The organism is Veillonella parvula, assembly GCF_018366295.1.
In the GTDB taxonomy this organism is placed as follows: Bacteria; Bacillota; Negativicutes; order Veillonellales; family Veillonellaceae; genus Veillonella; species Veillonella parvula_P.
Map to the genome: position 1 here is coordinate 108,451 of NZ_JAGZIJ010000004.1, position 17,982 is coordinate 126,432.

At 38.2% G+C, this 17,982-nt stretch carries 15 protein-coding genes; 3 read left to right on the forward strand and 12 right to left on the reverse strand.

Going from position 1 to position 17,982, the window contains the following annotated elements; translation table 11 throughout:
• Positions 1-9: 9 nt before the first annotated feature.
• Positions 10-864 (reverse strand): 16S rRNA (adenine(1518)-N(6)/adenine(1519)-N(6))-dimethyltransferase RsmA, encoded by an 855-nt coding sequence (rsmA, locus tag KHY58_RS05560; protein ID WP_278472428.1) that lies wholly within the window; start codon positions 862-864, stop codon positions 10-12.
• Between the two features lie 13 nt (positions 865-877).
• Positions 878-1,405, reverse strand: coding sequence for a ribonuclease M5 (gene rnmV / locus KHY58_RS05565; RefSeq protein ID WP_278472430.1), 528 nt, complete (start codon positions 1,403-1,405; stop codon positions 878-880).
• A 106-nt stretch (positions 1,406-1,511) separates the two neighbouring features.
• On the opposite strand from rnmV, the gene KHY58_RS05570 reads away from it, so the two are divergent.
• From KHY58_RS05570 to msrB, 3 genes are all read left to right on the forward strand, one after another.
• Complete coding sequence (locus KHY58_RS05570) at positions 1,512-2,450, forward strand: LysR family transcriptional regulator (RefSeq protein WP_004697127.1); 939 nt, start codon at positions 1,512-1,514, stop codon at positions 2,448-2,450.
• Between the two features lie 253 nt (positions 2,451-2,703).
• Positions 2,704-3,825: a 5-methyltetrahydropteroyltriglutamate--homocysteine S-methyltransferase gene (locus KHY58_RS05575; protein WP_004693284.1), complete on the forward strand. Its 1,122-nt coding sequence runs from the start codon at positions 2,704-2,706 to the stop codon at positions 3,823-3,825.
• Positions 3,826-4,764: a peptide-methionine (R)-S-oxide reductase MsrB gene (gene msrB / locus KHY58_RS05580; RefSeq protein WP_004697196.1), complete on the forward strand. Its 939-nt coding sequence runs from the start codon at positions 3,826-3,828 to the stop codon at positions 4,762-4,764. It begins immediately after the preceding gene.
• Positions 4,765-4,886: 122 nt separating this feature from the next.
• Here msrB and KHY58_RS05585 read toward each other — a convergent pair whose 3' ends face one another.
• The 10 genes from KHY58_RS05585 to KHY58_RS05630 all read right to left on the reverse strand — a co-directional run bounded on the left by KHY58_RS05585 (position 4,887) and on the right by KHY58_RS05630 (position 17,917).
• Complete coding sequence (locus tag KHY58_RS05585) at positions 4,887-5,864, reverse strand: 3D domain-containing protein (RefSeq protein ID WP_004693280.1); 978 nt, start codon at positions 5,862-5,864, stop codon at positions 4,887-4,889.
• Between the two features lie 425 nt (positions 5,865-6,289).
• Positions 6,290-8,407, reverse strand: a complete 2,118-nt coding sequence (gene ppk1, locus KHY58_RS05590; protein ID WP_004697370.1) for a polyphosphate kinase 1 — start codon at positions 8,405-8,407, stop codon at positions 6,290-6,292.
• Positions 8,397-9,962, reverse strand: coding sequence for a Ppx/GppA phosphatase family protein (locus tag KHY58_RS05595; RefSeq protein WP_004697172.1), 1,566 nt, complete (start codon positions 9,960-9,962; stop codon positions 8,397-8,399). The genes ppk1 and KHY58_RS05595 overlap by 11 nt, the downstream gene beginning before the upstream one ends.
• Positions 9,962-11,509: an exopolyphosphatase gene (ppx, locus tag KHY58_RS05600; RefSeq protein ID WP_004696994.1), complete on the reverse strand. Its 1,548-nt coding sequence runs from the start codon at positions 11,507-11,509 to the stop codon at positions 9,962-9,964. The genes KHY58_RS05595 and ppx overlap by 1 nt, the downstream gene beginning before the upstream one ends.
• A 214-nt stretch (positions 11,510-11,723) precedes the next feature.
• Entirely contained in the window at positions 11,724-12,494 is a 771-nt protein-coding gene (locus KHY58_RS05605) for a TatD family hydrolase (RefSeq protein ID WP_004693274.1), read from the reverse strand.
• Positions 12,494-14,440 carry a methionine--tRNA ligase gene (gene metG / locus KHY58_RS05610; RefSeq protein ID WP_278472433.1) on the reverse strand — a complete coding sequence of 649 codons (1,947 nt, stop codon included), beginning with the start codon at positions 14,438-14,440 and terminating at the stop codon, positions 12,494-12,496. The genes KHY58_RS05605 and metG overlap by 1 nt, the downstream gene beginning before the upstream one ends.
• 34 nt (positions 14,441-14,474) lie before the next feature.
• A complete protein-coding gene (gene rsmI / locus KHY58_RS05615) occupies positions 14,475-15,323 on the reverse strand; it encodes a 16S rRNA (cytidine(1402)-2'-O)-methyltransferase (protein WP_077708295.1) in 849 nt (282 codons plus the stop codon).
• Positions 15,313-16,038 (reverse strand): tRNA1(Val) (adenine(37)-N6)-methyltransferase, encoded by a 726-nt coding sequence (locus tag KHY58_RS05620; RefSeq protein ID WP_008713596.1) that lies wholly within the window; start codon positions 16,036-16,038, stop codon positions 15,313-15,315. The genes rsmI and KHY58_RS05620 overlap by 11 nt, the downstream gene beginning before the upstream one ends.
• Positions 16,031-16,876, reverse strand: coding sequence for a PSP1 domain-containing protein (locus KHY58_RS05625; protein WP_077708292.1), 846 nt, complete (start codon positions 16,874-16,876; stop codon positions 16,031-16,033). The genes KHY58_RS05620 and KHY58_RS05625 overlap by 8 nt, the downstream gene beginning before the upstream one ends.
• A complete protein-coding gene (locus KHY58_RS05630; protein WP_278472435.1) occupies positions 16,877-17,917 on the reverse strand; it encodes an ATP-binding protein in 1,041 nt (346 codons plus the stop codon).
• Positions 17,918-17,982 lie beyond the last annotated feature (65 nt).

Sequence of the window (17,982 nt, forward strand, 5' to 3'; positions counted from 1 at the left end):
TGTATTATACTATTTGATTAAAGTCGCCCATGCGTTGGCTACATCGGCAAATTCTTGAAGGGTAAAGGTCTCACCTCTTCGTTGACCATCAATATTTGCTTTTGCTAATAACTCTTCAATTCTATCCCTTGTTAAGCCCGTTGTTTTCATCGTATTAGAGAATGTTTTACGGCGTTGCGCAAAACCTGCTTTCACAACGCGAAAGAATAGTTTCTCATCAATCACATCTACAGGTGGTTTATCACGCAATACGCAACGGATAACAGAACTTGTTACCGCTGGAGCTGGCAAGAAAGACTTAGGCGGTACATCTAGAACAATATCTGGCTCCGTATAATACTGAACAGCAACAGATAATGCACCATAATCCTTTGTGCCCGGCTTTGCTACCATGCGTAAAGCTACCTCTTTTTGCACCATCACAACGAGACGTTCAATAGGTAATTTACTTTCCAACAAAGACATAATAATAGGTGTTGTAATATAGTATGGCAAATTGGCAACCACTTTAAAAGGTTTGTGATTCATAATCGTTGGCACATCAAGCTTTAACACATCACCATGAATGATACGTACATTGTCATAAGATGCCAATGTCGTATCTAGTACCTCTAATAAGCGACGATCCAGCTCGATAGCCGTTACATCTGCCCCACTTTGCGCTAAACCTTGTGTCAACGTACCAATACCAGGACCGACCTCTAGAACAGGTTCCCCTACGGTTAATTCTGCAGCATGTACAATTTCATCAACTATGCCTCGCTTAATAAGAAAATTTTGCCCTAGCTTTTTGCTCATTTTAATATCAAAGCGCTTACATATATAATGCACAACCTCTGGGCTTGCAATTACTGATTCTAACATCTTAACTCCTATTTTAACAATTTACTGCCTCTTCATAAGCATCTCGAGTTATACCATAATGATTTAAACGGTACAAAAATTGTTTACCATTACCGTATCCAATACCTAATTTAGCACCAATAACTGCTCGACGAGCCGCACTATCAGGCATACCAGACAGTCCGTGACGCACTAAGTCCGCCATAGTAAATTCGTTGGATGATTCTAAAGACTCTACATGTAATGTAGATAAAGCCTTTCTGATTGACTCAGGAGAGGCTTGTTCTATGCCAATATCATCATTTGCAAACGCTTCGTCACGAGGCATAAAAGCATGTTGTGCATTAGGAAATTTTTTAGTTAAAACGCGTCGGATTCGCTCCCCTGCTGTATCAGGATCAGTTAATATAATAATGCCACGTTTCTCATAGGCAACGCGAATCATATCGATAACACCTCTTCTGAGGGTAAATCCTTCTGTAGCAATGCAATCAGCGTCTACAGCTTGAGCGATACGTTGTATATCAGATTTTCCTTCTACGACAATGACTTGTTTTAACATATATCCCCCTTTTATTCTATTAATACATTGTAACATATATATAACATTGCTTAAATACTTATAATCGAGTAGTATTAATAGTGTAATATATAAAAGGAGGCCAATTATGACCTTACAACAATTAAAGTATGTCACAACAATTGCCAATATAGGCAGTATTAGTGAGGCAGCCAAGAGATTATTTGTGTCTCAACCGAGTCTCACCAAGGCTATTAAAGAACTAGAGAAAGAAATGGGTATTACCATTTTCGATCGTACTAATAAAGGAATTACTGTATCTAAAGAAGGGGAACGCTTCCTCGGCTATGCGCGCCAAGTATTAGAACAAGCAGCCCTTTTAGAGGAGCAATATAAGAGCCAAAGCGGTGGTAAAAAACAATTTTCTGTGTCTACTCAACATTACTCCTTTGCAGTCAATGCCTTTGTAGAGCTTTTAAAAGGCGCTGAAATCGATCAATATGATGTATCCTTACGAGAAACACAAACCTATGAAATTATCGATGACGTGGCTCATATGAAGAGTGAAATTGGTTTGCTCTATTATAATGATTTCAACCGTCCTGTATTAGAAAAATTAATTCACACTAACGAATTAACCTTTACTGAATTATTTACGGCCCATCCTCATATCTTTATTGGTAAAACGCATCCATTAGCCCATAAAGAGGTAGTCTCTATGGACGAATTAGAGGAATATCCATATATTTCCTTTGAGCAAGGCGATCACAACTCCTTCTACTTCTCTGAAGAAATCTTCAGTACCGTAGTGCGCCCAAAACATATCCGTGTTCGCGATAGAGCATCTTTATTTAGCCTATTACTTGGCCTTGATGGATACACTGTATCTAGTGGTGTAATCGATAAAGAGGTAAATGGTGAAAATATCATTTCCGTTCCACTTGCCGAAGAAGGTTTAATGCACATTGGCTACATTACTAATAATAAAATGCAACGCAGCCGTTTAGGTCAAGAATATATCCACGCTCTAGAACAATACGTTAGTAATTACGGTAGACATATTCAATTACCAGAAAACAAAAAATAATTATATATCATATTATTTATAGAGCGATACAACACTATTGTTCAATTTAGATGTATCAGATAATCCATAAAGAAGGCACTCTCTATTTTAGAGAGTGCCTTCTTGGGTATAACTTAAAGCATAAAATCACTCATAGACATAACTTTAAACTATATACAACTCAAATATATTGATATTTTTATATATAATCATACTTAGCTATAATTAACCTATCAAAATTATCGGTTTAATCGTTTATATAAGGAGGATTATTATGTCCAAACATACAGCACCATTCCACTTTGATATCGTAGGTTCCTTCCTACGCCCAGCAGAATTAAAAGAAGCACGCGAAGCTTTTAATAAGGGAAATATTACTCGAGAAGAATTAACAGCCGTTGAAGATCGTCTTATTACAGACCTCATTCAAAAACAGAAAGCAGCTGGCCTACCAGTGATTACAGATGGCGAATTCCGTCGTGCCTATTGGCATCTAGACTTCATGTGGGGCTTTAACGGCGTAAAAGAAATTGAACTGGAACACGGTTACAAATTCGTCGGTCAAGAAACAGCGCCAGGTTCCCTCGCCCTTACTGGCAAAATTACGGGAACAAACCACCCATTCGTTGAACATTTCAAATTTGTAAAACAATTTGAAGACGAAAATACTACGGCGCGTCAAACGATTCCTGCTCCCTCTCAGTTTTTGGCAGAGTTATTCCGTGAAGACAATGGCATTACAACGCGCTCCTTCTATCCAGATTTAGAAGAATTGATTCAAGATATTGCTGCCGCCTATCGCCAAGTAATTAAAGACCTTTACGATGCAGGTTGCCGCAATATTCAATTTGATGATTGTACTTGGGGTATGTGTTGTGACCATGCTTACTGGACAGGTCGTCAAAAGGATAAAAGTGTAACCATTGAAGGTGAAACCGCTAAATATTTACGTTTGAATAACTTAGCTCTTGAAGGTCGCCCTCACGACTTAGCATTTACTACACATGTATGTCGTGGTAACTATAACTCTACATGGGCCGCTAGTGGTGGGTACGAACCTATTGCCCCTATCCTATTTGCCAAGGAAAATGTAGACGCTTATTACCTAGAATTTGATGATGATCGCTCTGGAGGTTTTGAGCCATTGCGTGAAGTTTCTCCTAATAAAAAAGTTGTATTAGGTCTTATCACATCTAAACGCCCAGAGTTAGAAGATAAAGAAATCATCAAAGAACGTATCAAAGAAGCTACAAAATATATTCCACTTGAAAGACTTTGTTTATCTCCTCAATGTGGCTTTGCTTCTTGTGAAATCGGCAATCAATTGACCGAAGAAGAACAATGGGCTAAACTCGCATTAGTCAAAGAAATAGCTCATGAAGTTTGGGGTGATTAAATGAATGAACATACTATATATTTAGGCGGTGGTTGCTTCTGGGGCCTTCAAGGGTATATCAAAAAGATCTCCGGTGTCCTTTCTACCGAAGTAGGTTATGCCAATGGTCCTACAGAAAATCCAAGTTATGAAGATGTATGCCACAATAGCGGGCACGTAGAAGCTCTCAAGGTCATTTACGATGCTGATATACTATCTTTAGATCACTTAATTCAATATTTTCTACGTGCTATTGATCCCTTTAGTGTCAATAAACAAGGTGGTGACGTAGGCATTCAATATCGTACGGGTATTTATTATACTGATCCAACCGATAAAGCCGTTATTGAAAGTACCTTAGCACGTGCTCAAGCCTTTGAAGGTAAACCATTTGCTATTGAAGTATTGCCTTTAGAGAATTACTACTCTGCTGAGGAATACCATCAAGATTACTTAGACAAAAATCCTAATGGCTATTGTCACATTCCATTGGGGTTATCTGATGAACCACTCATCGATGATAATACATATGCTAAACCTTCCCAGGAAGATTTAGAGGCATTAACGCCACAAGAGTTTGAAGTAACTCAAAACTCTGCTACAGATGCACCTTTCAGCCATGAACTAACAGATGAGTTCAAAGCAGGTCTCTACGTAGATATTACAACTGGAGAACCCCTTTTTGTATCAGCCCATAAATTCGATTCTCATTGTGGCTGGCCTAGCTTTACTAAACCAATAGCTAAAGATGTTATCAAGTATTACCAAGATAACTCACATGGTATGAATCGCATAGAAGTTCGTAGCCGCATCGGTAATGCTCATTTAGGTCATGTATTTGAAGATGGTCCTAATGGCTCTCTTCGCTACTGTATCAATGGATCATCTTTACGATTTATCCCTAAAGATGAATTAAAAGGTACAAAGTACGAATATCTAATTCCATATATTGAAGACTAAAAAAGGACGCCTTAATCATAAGGCGTCCTTCTACTATATCTATTATAATTGAATATTACTGAGCTAAGTAGGTCCAATAAAAAGAGAATATATCTTATAGATATACCCTCTAAATCATCATATTAGTCCAAAACGTACACTGTAACGTCTTGGCGACCAAAGTCCATAGCCTCCCCATAAGAGTCCATTACAAGGTCGATTTTGTTACCTACTATAGCACCACCTGTATCGGCAGCAATAGCTTCACCGTAACCAGGAATAAATAAACGTGTACCCAATGGAATAACATCTGGGTCTACTGCGGCAATGCCACGTACTGCAGGTAGACCCGTAGCGGTAATACCAGCACCATCACCATCGCCAGCAAGATAAGCAGATGCTTCCATTACGATAGCGCGAGATGCACGTCCTGCTACATTACGAGATGTAGTCACCTCACGAGTGCCCTCTTTAATAATTGTAGGTACCATTGCACGTTGTGTTACTTTAGATACATCATTAGTTTTAATAACTGTACCATTACTATATAGTGTTTCACGTTGTACTCGTTCTAAGCCAGGTTGACCAACTTGAACAACCTCTTCTTCGCCCTTAGCCATAGTATCATCTTTTTGACGAACCACTTCAACAGCAACTTCTTGATCTACTGTAGATAGAGAGCGGCTTGTTACTTGAGCAATTGTTATACGTGTACCACTTAAAACAGATCCATTTTCATCGCCCACTACTACATAGTTAGGTGCTTTGAAACCAAGCTCATTAGCAACACCTTGAGCAGTTGTTTCTGTAGTGAATACAGCTCTTGTTTTACCATTTACAGTTACATAAACTGGAATAGCACGAACAACCGTTAAGGTTGTTCCATTTTGAACTGTAGATGAACTAGAAATAACTTTATCATTTGGATTTAACTTAACCCCAGCATCGCGTACAATGCCTTCGTTAGAATTTAAATGCGTTCTAACAGTGTGTGCTGCACCATCTACCATAACGGTAACGGTTTTATCATTATAAGAAAAACCGGTCATGGTTACAGCTGTTACAATCAATCCGGCAACAACAGACGAAATATATCGCTTGTGTGTCTTATGAATTCTCATGTTGTAATCCCTCCTGTAATGGTATTATTCTACTACAGATAGATACAACCTGTCAAACACCATAAGTTAACAATAAGACGAAACCCTTTATAAATACTGAATTCGTAATAGATTGTATTTTGTATTTTTTAATAAAAGTCCACTGTATGCGTACATATCTATATTTTTAAATACTATACAATATATTCCGAATTGTGTACATATATACAACACTAATACCACATATAGTATATACAGATTTTTTATTACTAAATTTGTATTTTTATGTGTTTTTCAATTGTTACCAATATTTTCTAGAACACTCAAAACTTCACTTTCTCCTCATTTTTAAATGTATAAGAAAGTAAAAAAGCCCATATAATGGGCTTTTTATATGTTATGTAATTGTATTAAAATTCATTACCTAATATATTAAGGTTTTTTCATCATCTATTCATTTTTAACATCGGTTGTAACCGTTCAATGACCGTCATTGACTCTCTGTGTTCATGCTCAATAGCAGTTTTCATTAGCTCCTCTTGAGCAGATATAGGATTCTCTCGATCATTGATTTTATGATACGAACCATCTGCTCTCATAAAATGAGCTTTTAATGTATCATCTAAATATAAATCTAAAATACTTTTTACCCGTTCTTTATGGCGTTTATCTTCAATCGGAATCATAAGCTCTACACGTTCATTCAAATTTCGAGGCATCCAATCTGCACTAGATAGGTACAGACTTTCATTCCCTCCATTACGGAAGTAGAACAAACGATGATGTTCAAGAAAACGCCCCACAATAGAGCGTACTGTGATATTATCACTAACACCGGCAATGCCAGGACGAAGCGTACAAATACCACGCACGATAAGATCGATACGAACTCCAGCAGAAGAAGCTTCATACAACTTAGCAATGACCTTTTTATCGAGCAGAGAATTCATCTTACCAATGATATAGGCTTCTTCCCCATTCTTAGCAAACTCGATTTCACGGTCAATAAGTTCCATAATTTTTTCACGTAAATTTAAAGGCGCTACAATAAACTTATTCCAAATCGGTGGGTCAGAATATCCAGAAATCAAGTTAAAAAAACGTGACGCATCATCACCATACTCATCATTACAAGTAAATATACCACAATCAGTATACATCCGAGCTGTTTTACCATTATAGTTTCCCGTTGCTAGATGGACATACCGCCTAATACCATCCGTTTCCCGGCGTACCACCATAGTAATTTTAGAGTGTGTCTTAAGACCTTTTAAACCATAAATAACATGACATCCCGCTTTTTCGAGTCGACGAGCCATATGAATATTGTTTTCTTCATCAAACCGCGCCTTAACCTCCATAAGGACGGTTACTTGTTTCCCATTATCTGCCGCTTTTATTAAGGACGCAATAATCGGAGAATCCCCACTAACGCGATATAATGTTTGTTTAATAGCCAATACATCAGGATCTATCGCTGCTTGTGCAATAAATTGCTCAACCACTGAAAAAGATTCAAAGGGATGATGAACAAAAAGATCTTGCTTCCCAATAATAGAAAATAAGCTATCACCTTCATAATCAACTAATTCACTAGGAATCTTAGGATCAAACGGTTCATATCGGAGCTTATCATAACCTGGATAATTACAGAAATCAAAATACATACGGCAATCCAAATGTCCATCAATGCGATATACGTCCTTTTGCTCTAATTCTACACTTGTAAGGACAAAATCTAATAAGTGATCCTTTATCTCTCCACAAACTTCAAGACGTACCGCATCACCACGACGGCGACGCCGCAAGGATGCCTCTACTTCAGATAGCAAATCTGTTGCTTCTTCCTCATCTATTTCAAGATCTGCATCACGAGTAATACGGAAAACCATATAATCTTCAATACCATAACCTTGGAAAAATTGATTTGCATAATAAGTAATGACATCTTCTAGATAAACAAATCGATGTTCCTTATTGCCACGGCTTGGAACTTCAATGATTCGATCTAATACAGATGGTATTGGCAAGATAGCAATCTTGTAATCCTTAGTCCCATCCTCTTGTATTTGAAAGATACGTACAATTGCATTAATGGTATGATTTGTTAAAAATGGAAATGGGTGCCCCGAGTCAACAGCCAATGGTGTTACTACGGGGTATATATGTTCCTCAAAATAATGGCGTAGCCAGGCTTTTGTTTTTACATCTAGCTCATCAGGATGTGTAAAGAAAAAACCATAACTTTCTAGTTCAGTCAAAACATTATTTAAATACATACTTTGCATAGCAACAAGGCGTTGTACAGATTCATCTATCGCCTTTAATTGTGCCTTTGCATCCATATGAGCCGCATCATATTTAACAATGCCATTCACAACTTGATGACGTAAACCAGCCACTCGAATCATAAAAAACTCATCTAAATTAGAACTAGCAATAGCAATAAAACGCAACCGCTCCAACAGCGGAGTATTTGTATCTATGGACTCTAATAGTACACGCTGATTAAATTTTAGCCAAGATAATTCACGATTAAAATAATATTTAGCATTACTGAACATGGCGGTCACCTCCTCTTACAAGCATAAGTTCCATACCAAATACTTCTGTAAAATATTCAGCATCTCGATTAAACGTCCACCATTCTAGAGAAATATCCTCATTAGTGCGACAGAATACATACAATACATTATCGCGCTCTTCCAATATAACATCTGAGATTTTTTGGTTACTCCCTGCATCGAGAGCACAGGCCACACGAATGATAGCTACTAACTTTGTAACTTGAATCTTTTGTAATTCTGTCAAAGAATTAAAATATGTATCATCATCTGATGGAGTTCCCTTATAGTGATAAAATACGACATTTGCCACTACTTGTTTTTCTTCTTCTGAAAGCCCGAAAATATCTGTGCCCATCACAATATGATACGCATGCTCTCCATGGTTTCGTAAATTAACAAACTTACCTACAGAACACAATATAGCTGCAATGCGGCATAAGTAACCCCACCGCTCCGGTAAACCTTTATGGCGTAATGTTTTACAAAACAAAGAACTGAAACGTTCCACCTCAGCATCATGAATGCTGTCAGTATGATATCTAGCGGCAACAGCACGAGCTAGCTGAGCATTTTGCTCACGCAATTGGTACATAAAGGGATTATTTTCCGCCTCAACTCCATAGAACCAGCTTATTCCTTGTGAAAAGGAGAAGCTACTAAAAATCAACGATTTAGGCTCTATAGCCGTTATAATTTCATTAAATAAAATCATAGTAGGCATCAAAATATTCGCCTTATATTCAGGTAGTTTATATCGATTGATCAACTTAGTGGCTGTTACACCATCAAAGGATTTGATGAAGCCCTTAAAACGTTCTGGTTCAATGGTAATAATATCGTCCTTATTACTGCCATCTCCCATGAGACGCGCCATATATTGAGCTTCATCGCCAGATAAAATGACACTATTAATATTAAAAGTTTTAAGCTCCTCCCGCAATGGGCCTATCATGCGATGTAAATACTCAGTAATAGCCATTGGAAACGATGTAGAGGAACGTTGGTTGCGATTAAAAGATTCCATAACACGTAATGACCCGCTATGCATATTGCGCTGGAATAATAAGCTTTCACCACGCCAAACGGTTAAACCTACACCACCAGAAGTAATATCAAGGAATAATGTTGCCTTTGTAGGATCCGTCAAGCGGTACTGATTAGTCATCTTGTAGTATAGTAAGGCATATTTGTAATACACCTCTTTAGGCATGTCGATAACCTCAACACGCATACCTGTTTGAATATAAATTTGATCGAGAATACTACGACGATTAGCGGCTTCACGTATTACAGTAGTGCCATATAATCTAGAGCGACTCACACCGTAATCGGCCATTAATTGTTTATATCCCTTTAGGATATGACAAATTTCCTCAATTGTTTCAAAACTCAAACGAGAGGTTTGGAATAATTCTTCCCCAAAGGTTACCTCCCTAGCTGCATAATCTATAACGCGTACATCATCGATGCCCTTGTATTCTAAAATAGTAATACTCATGCTACTGGAGCCTACATGTAGCACTGCATATCGTAATGCTTTTGGTAATGCCATTATGCCTCCTTACGAGCTTCCTTCCACTCTATTTCTAATGTTTTCTTAAATTCTTTTTTGAAAGATTTTCCTAATTTCTCTACAGCCGCTTTTGTTACACTTATATCGCGACCGTTCAAATAGGTTACTACTAATAGTACACTAGTATATTTTAGATTCACGGATAAATGGCGAATAAATTGTTCATGACTTTCATCAAGAGCTTCAGCTAAAGCCAGAATAATAGATATTTTTTGACCCAACAAACGCTGCTCTTGATCTAATAATTTACCGTATAAGAAGTTTTTATACTCTTTTGGTGTCAAACCATGAGAGTTCATAACAAGGAACGCGCTAAAAGCTTGTTCAACATGAGAAAGCCCATATAAATTACTATTGACAAGCATATAGCAGCCATGTCGGGCATGACTATAATAGTTAATCCGTTTACCAATATCATGTAATAAACTAGCAGCAATCAAACAACGTCTTGTTTTTTTATCAGCTCTATGAAGTGGCTCTAATACATCATACAGTTTAATAGCTAAACCTGTAATATATTTAGCATGAACTAACTCATGTTTAGTCATACCTAACAAGACATTCTCTGCAGAATGTACTAAAATATCATCAATAATAGAGTTACCACCTAAGTAGTGCTCTCCATAATAGTCGTAAAATAAGCCTTCACGCAGACCACACCCACCAACAACGAGTGTTTTAGTATTTACGTAGTTAAATAATTCTTCTACGATAGTGAGGCCTGCAATAATGATATCAGCGCGCTCCGATGATAAACCACTAATCTTTTTGCGTTCCTCTAGAGATTTACCTTTTACTTCTTCCAAAATCTCATGGAATCTATGATATGGAATTTCATAATTATGTAGCTTTGTAATAGGATAAGATAACTTGCGTTGATCCATTTTAGCAATATTACGAGCAGTGCCGCCGATACCAAGGAGCGGTAATTTCACATTGCGAAGCCATGTATGTTCCTTAATCGTTTTCTTCACAACCTTCGTCAGTTTATCAAGTTCTTTAGGAGTATATTCATCCCCTTTTTGATAGGTACCTGTTAAGGTAAGGGCCCCTATCGGCAAGCTCACCGATTTTGTAATATGACGATTTCGTACAAGGGTTATCTCGGTACTGGCACCACCTAAATCAAAAATAATAAAATCCTTAAGTCCAATGGTATTGATAACGCCAAGAAACCCTAGGCGAGCCTCTTCTTCACCAGCAATACATTCTAAATCCAAACCCGTTCGTTCTTTTACAGATTTAATAAAAGCATCCCCATTTTTAGCCAAACGTACTGCTGCGGTAGCAACAGCTTTAATCGTATTTGCCTCCATTGCATCAGCCATGTGTACAAAACCTTTTAGAGCACGCAAAGAGCGTTCCATAGCTTCTTTGGTCAGTTCGTGAGTTCCCCACATATTCTCACTGAGACGTACACTTTCTTTCTCTTGATATATCAGTCGATAACTACCAGTCTTAGAAATTTCATATATGACAAAACGAACTGAGTTCGAGCCTAAATCTATAAATGCAATACGTTTCATGTTGCTATCCTCATCTTACTTCTGTTCAGTATGAATATACTTTAGTATACCATAGAAAAACGCGATTCTCACCGATAAGGGAGAACCGCGTTTTATAATTTATAATTCTAATTTAGTTTTATCATGTATTCTAATACTTTGTACGCAAAAACTTAGTAATTAAAGCCAAACAGATATTTTATTCGCTAATTATCTTATGAACTAGTTTCTACATTTACTCGATACCAAATACTCGTTTACCATTATTAAAAGCAATTTCACAAAACTCATCTACATCGAGCCCTTTAAGGCTTGCAATTTCTTCTGCCACAAACTGAGTTTTACTTGGATCATTACGACGGCCTCTAAATGGTGGTGGTGTCAAATACGGTGAATCGGTTTCAATGAGGATTCGTTCTAATGGCACTTGTCTTGCCACTTCCTTAAGATTTGTAGACTTAGGAAATACTACAGGACCTGCAAAGGAAATATAAAAGCCCATTTTAATGGCTTCTTTTGCCATCTCCCAGCTACCAGAATAGCAATGGAAAATGCCCCAGTTATCCTTCCCTTCATTGCGCAAGATATTCATAATATCACCATGTGCATCGCGGTCATGGATAATAATCGGGAGATCTACTTCACGAGCAAGCTCTAACTGACGAATAAATACGCGTTTTTGTGTTTCACGGTCAGAAAAATCATAGTAATAATCTAGTCCAATTTCACCAATAGCACGTACCTTATCATTGTTAAGAGCTTGTTCCTTATAAAACTCGTAGTCTTCTTCTGTGAAGTCCTTTGATTCATGGGGATGAGTCCCTACAGCAGCATATAATTGATCGTACTGTTTAGCCAAAGCTAAACCAGACTCAACGGTACCTCTATCAACACCAGGAATCATAATATATTCTACACCTGTATCAAAGCAGGCTTGTAACATCTCATTACGATCATTATCAAAGCGCCCATCATTCACATGAGCATGTGTATCAAAAAGTTTCATTATTTAACCACACTTCCTGCCGGTAATGATTCGATATTTGTTACCTCTAAATGTTCTTCCCAATCAGAGGCGGACAAAATCATACCATAAGACTCAATGCCCATCATCTTTTTAGGAGCCAAGTTAGACAAATAGATTACCTTTTTACCAACCATAGTCTCCGGTTCATAATATTGGGAAATACCACTTAATACGGTGCGTTCTTCAATACCGATATCCAATACAAATTTCAACAACTTTTTGGACTTAGGCACCTTTTCACAGCTTATAACTTTAGCTACACGAAGATCGAGTTTCTCAAAGTCATCATAGGTAATATTTTCTTTTAATGGTGGAATATTAGATGTATCTACAGCTTCTTCAACTTTTTCTGTAACAACTACATCTACCATTTCAGGAACTTCAAAACGTGGATAGATAGGCTCACCTTTTACAACCTTAGTACCTGTTGCCAATAATCCCCAAGTTTTAGCATCTTCCAACGTAGCCGCTTCAAAACCTGTAAGCCCTAATTGTTCCCAGATTTTTGGAGCTCCTACAGGAATTACAGGGCTTACCAAGATGGCAATGATACGCAATGCCTCTGCCAAGTGATACATAGCAGATTGCAAGCGCGCTTTATCATGCGCATCTTCAGATTTAGCCAATACCCAAGGCATTGTTTCATCAATGTATTTATTCATGCGACCAATAAAAGCCCATACAGTTTTGATAGCTTTATTAAGCTCCATATTTTCCATCGCCGCTTCAAAATCTTTTGCAGTTTGAACAGCTAATGTAGATACATCACGGTCCAAATCGTCCATATCATCGCATTTTGTAATCACACCACCATGGTATTTTTCAATCATCGCAATAGTACGGTTTAATAAATTACCTAAATCATTAGATAAATCTGCATTAATTTTTGTAACGAAGTTAGGTAACGTAAAGTTGCCGTCATTACCTAGCGTAATCTCGCTTAATAAGTAATAACGCAAAGAATCTGCACCATATGTATCAATCAATGGGATTGGATCGATTACGTTCCCCAAGGATTTACTCATCTTTGTACCATCTACAATCATCCAACCGTGTCCAAATACCTTTTTTGGTAATGGCAACTCAAGGCTCATGAGCATCATAGGCCAAATAATTGTATGGAAACGTACGATTTCCTTACCTACTAAATGAAGATCTGCAGGCCAGTATTTTTTATATAGTTCACCATCACCATCAAATGGAGAAAGGGCACTAATATAGTTCACTAATGCATCGAACCAAACATATACTACATGTTTAGGATCAAATGGAACCTTGATTCCCCAATCAAAGGATGTACGAGACACCGCCAAGTCTTCTAGACCTTGCTTTACAAATTGAATCATCTCATTGCGACGAGATTCAGGCTGAATAAAGTCAGGATTCTCTTCAATAAACTTAAGCCATTGATCCGTATATTTACCGAGTTTGAAGAAATAACTTTCCTCTTTAACACGCTCTACAGGGCGACCGCAATCCGGACAAGTATGATTAGGTCCTAGCTTCTGCTCTGTCCAAAAAGTTTCGTCCGGTGTACAATACCAGCCTTCATATTCGGCTTTGTAAATATCGCCCTTCTCATAAGCTTTTGTAAATAACGCTTGAACAACCTTTTCATGACGTTCATCGGTAGTCCGAATAAAATCGTCATTGGAAATATGCATTTTTTCCCACAATGCTTTAAAACCATTTACAATATTTGTAGTATATTCAAGAGGAGTAATGCCTTGTGCTTCTGCAGCACGTTGGATTTTTTGGCCATGTTCATCTGAACCAGTCAAAAAACGTACATCATATCCTGCTAATCGTTTAAAACGTGCGATTGTATCGGCTACAGATGTACAATACGTATGACCAATGTGCAACTTAGCACTTGGATAATAAATAGGTGTCGTAATATAATACGTTTTCTTTGTGTCTCCCATGATGAGCCTCCTTCTAACCTTCGAATGGGAAGGTTTAACGTTCTACAATATTATATACATCCCGGCGGGAAACGTTAAAACGCTTTGCCACCTGGCGAATAGCTTCTTTTTTAGGTACCCCAGTATCTACAAGGGCTTGCACAGCATCTTCATAAGATACTGGTTCATCCAACACTTCACTAGTATCGGACTCCACTGTATCAGCACCGCTTACGATGAGGACGAATTCACCTTTATAGGTGAGCTGTTCTAAATTCTTTACAAGGTTTTCCAGATCCGTGCGTACAAAGGTTTCAAACTTCTTCGTTAGTTCCCTTGCCACCGTTATGGAGCGATTACCAAAGACTTCATACATATCTTGTAAAACCTCTTGTAGTCGATGCGGGGCTTCGTAAAATAGCAAGGTTCCCATCACTTGTGAAAGTCTTTTTAATTCTTCAATACGATGTTTCCCTCGTTTAGGCAAGAACCCTGCAAAGGTAAAGGATTTAGTATCTAAACCTGATGCAATAAGTGCTGTTAACGCCGCATTGGCTCCTGGTAATGGAACTACAGCTATGCCTTCTTCAATGGCCTTTGTTACAAGGTCTGCCCCTGGATCAGAAATAGCAGGCATACCCGCATCACTAACGCAAGCAATCGACTGTCCTTCTAACAAAAGTTCCAAAATATAAGCACCTTTTTCCTCCTTATTATGTTCATGATAAGAAATCAAAGGCTTTTTAATATCAAAATGTTTTAACAATATGCCCGTATGACGTGTATCCTCAGCCGCGATAGCATCTACCTCACCCAAAATACGAACAGATCGATACGTCATATCTTCTAAATTACCAATCGGTGTAGGCACCAAGTATAATGTGCCCCATTCATTATCGTTCATACCAAGAGGACACCTCCTTCGTGTACACATTCGTTTTTTTGTAAACGATGAGTGGTGGCTCAAGTACAAGACCTGCCTGACCTTGAAAAATAGACTCTATCAAAACTAATTTTGCTGGTTTATCTAGCATACCATGAACAAACCGAATTCGTTTTGCTTGAAAGTTAAACCTTTCTAGTTCATGTAATACATATTGCAAGCGACTAGCACTATAAATCATCCACAAGCGACCTTTACATTTAATAAAAGACTGTACCGCTTTCAGAACATCACATAAAGTTGTATGTCCATCATGAAGTGCTAAAGTACGCTCTTCAGATGTAGGCTTTGCACCGCTTTCACAATCATAAAAAGGGGGATTAACAATAACACCATCAAAAGGCTTATCTTGTATATCTCGATATGTCATATGCCGATAATCACCACATAACATATTTACCACATCTTGTTTACGATTATGTTCTACGCTACGCTTAGCCAACTCAACGAGAGTTTCATTAATTTCTATACCTGTAATATGACCTGCCCCTAATGACGTACCTATAAGCGGCATAACCCCTGACCCCGTTCCAAGATCAACATAGGTATGACGACCATTAAAACGACAAAAATGAATGAGTGCTATGGCGTCAAAGGAAAAGCGAAACATATCAGAACGCTGATAAATCTGTAAGCCATCGATAATTAAATCATCAAGTCGTTCTTGATCATTCATCAGGCAATGCCACCTCGGACCATTTCAAATCGATAGTACGGCCCGCTTCGAGCTGTACCTTTACAGTATGCTTATGATGATTTACCTTTAAAACTTTACCAATACCTTCATCGGTAACAACCTCCTTACCAATGCCAGGAGGTGCTATATCTTGAGGAGATTGAGTGCGTTCCTTCTTCACATATAGGTCGCCACCTTTTTTATATAAATCATCTTCATAGTTAAGACAACACATCAATCGACCACATACACCAGAAATCTTCGTAGGATTTAAGCTTAAATTTTGATCCTTTGCCATGCGAATCGATACAGGCGTAAAGTCACCTAAGAAATTTGAACAACACAAAGGTCGACCACAAGCACCAATACCATTTAGTACTTTAGCCTCATCACGGACACCCACTTGGCGTAACTCGATGCGCGTTCTAAATATAGTTGCCAAATCTTTAACGAGCTCACGGAAGTCAATACGGCCATCTGCAGTAAAGAAGAATATAATCTTATTCATATCAAATGTGTATTCCACATTGATAAGTTTCATCGGTAACTTGCGTTTTTCAATTTTTTCTAGACAAATTTCAAAGGCCTTTTCTTCGCGCTCTTTATTCTTCTCGATTTGTTTCAAATCCTTTGACGTCGCCTGTCTAATAACAGGCTTAACAGGGGCAACAACAGAATCTTCAAAGACCTCTTTGGGTCCAATCACAACTGTGCCGTATTCTACACCACGTGCTGTTTCAACGATAACCCCATCCCCAACGGATAGTTCTAATTGTTCAGGCTGAAAATAATAAATCTTTCCCGCCTTTTTAAAGCGTACGCCAACTATGGTTAGCATTTAATCCTCCTCCCGAGCATCATGAAGGGCGATACTAAGACCGTCCACCACGAGAGCGGTTTTTATATGTAAGCGCAAAGCCCGTTCTGCTTGCAATGTTTCAGTAACAACCTCTGACAATGCTTGCATGGACCAGCGCGGTAATAATCGTAATAATTGAGTTTTGTACATGGGTACTTGTAATTGCGTGTCTTGAGCCCCCATTTTAAGAGCCATCATATCTCTACTTACAAGGCGTAGCCAGTGCATCAATTCCGTTAGGCTTTCACGAGATAAGCTTTCACAAGCTAAGGAAATCATAGAAAACCATCGCGTTTCAAAAGCTAATATGTCCATCACCTTAACGGCTAACTCTAGCATTTCAATGCGACCTTGTGTCGCCAGTTTTTCCACCAATTGTGGATTACCATGACCAGCTAATAAAGCCTGTTCTATATCACCGGTAATTCCACGCGCTATAAGAGCGGTGCGAATCGTATCTACATCAACACTGTTAAAACCAACTCCCATACATCTAGAAATGATGGTAGGCAATACGGTGTTAATCTTGTTCGTAATAATGATGAAGTACACCTGTTCGGGTGGTTCTTCAATGGTTTTTAGCATAGCATTTGCCATAACTGCATTGGCTGTGTGAAAGTCCTCCACAATGACAACGCGGTTCCCATTGCCCGCCACAGACAGATGATCTTGTAATAATGAATACCACTGCTCTACCTTTAAGGTTGTTTTCATAGGGCGAATCCAAAAGGCATCACCCTTATCCATATAGATAGGTAATCCTTCGGCTTCGATACGTTTTTCCGTATCCCCATTTGCTAAACGGGCTTCCTTAACCTCTGCTAAATAAGATTCCCCCTTAGGTTGAGAGAATACTTGACGCCCTAGTAATAAAGACGCTAGGCCAATGGCCATATCTAGCTTGCCAAGACCAGATTCGCCATAAAACAAGAGACTATGAGGTAATGCATTACGACTTACAAGTTCAGATAGGTGTGCCTTAATCGAATCTTGACCAATTATAGAATCAAAATATGTCATAGCGCCTCCTATCAATACATGCTCAATATTAATATTATATAGGAAAAAGGCGACTTTTAAAAGAG

Bases quoted from the DNA above. Each gene is read 5' to 3' on its own strand.
- KHY58_RS05575 (WP_004693284.1), top strand. From the start codon at position 2,704: ATGTCCAAACATACAGCACCATTCCACTTTGATATCGTAGGTTCCTTC.
- KHY58_RS05630 (WP_278472435.1), bottom strand. From the start codon at position 17,917: ATGACATATTTTGATTCTATAATTGGTCAAGATTCGATTAAGGCACAC.
- ppx (WP_004696994.1), bottom strand. From the start codon at position 11,509: ATGAAACGTATTGCATTTATAGATTTAGGCTCGAACTCAGTTCGTTTT.
- ppk1 (WP_004697370.1), bottom strand. From the start codon at position 8,407: ATGTTCAGTAATGCTAAATATTATTTTAATCGTGAATTATCTTGGCTA.
- rnmV (WP_278472430.1), bottom strand. From the start codon at position 1,405: ATGTTAAAACAAGTCATTGTCGTAGAAGGAAAATCTGATATACAACGT.
- KHY58_RS05620 (WP_008713596.1), bottom strand. From the start codon at position 16,038: ATGAATGATCAAGAACGACTTGATGATTTAATTATCGATGGCTTACAG.
- KHY58_RS05570 (WP_004697127.1), top strand. From the start codon at position 1,512: ATGACCTTACAACAATTAAAGTATGTCACAACAATTGCCAATATAGGC.
- KHY58_RS05585 (WP_004693280.1), bottom strand. From the start codon at position 5,864: ATGAGAATTCATAAGACACACAAGCGATATATTTCGTCTGTTGTTGCC.
- metG (WP_278472433.1), bottom strand. From the start codon at position 14,440: ATGGGAGACACAAAGAAAACGTATTATATTACGACACCTATTTATTAT.
- rsmA (WP_278472428.1), bottom strand. From the start codon at position 864: ATGTTAGAATCAGTAATTGCAAGCCCAGAGGTTGTGCATTATATATGT.
- KHY58_RS05625 (WP_077708292.1), bottom strand. From the start codon at position 16,876: ATGCTAACCATAGTTGGCGTACGCTTTAAAAAGGCGGGAAAGATTTAT.
- rsmI (WP_077708295.1), bottom strand. From the start codon at position 15,323: ATGAACGATAATGAATGGGGCACATTATACTTGGTGCCTACACCGATT.
- KHY58_RS05595 (WP_004697172.1), bottom strand. From the start codon at position 9,962: ATGGCATTACCAAAAGCATTACGATATGCAGTGCTACATGTAGGCTCC.
- msrB (WP_004697196.1), top strand. From the start codon at position 3,826: ATGAATGAACATACTATATATTTAGGCGGTGGTTGCTTCTGGGGCCTT.
- KHY58_RS05605 (WP_004693274.1), bottom strand. From the start codon at position 12,494: ATGAAACTTTTTGATACACATGCTCATGTGAATGATGGGCGCTTTGAT.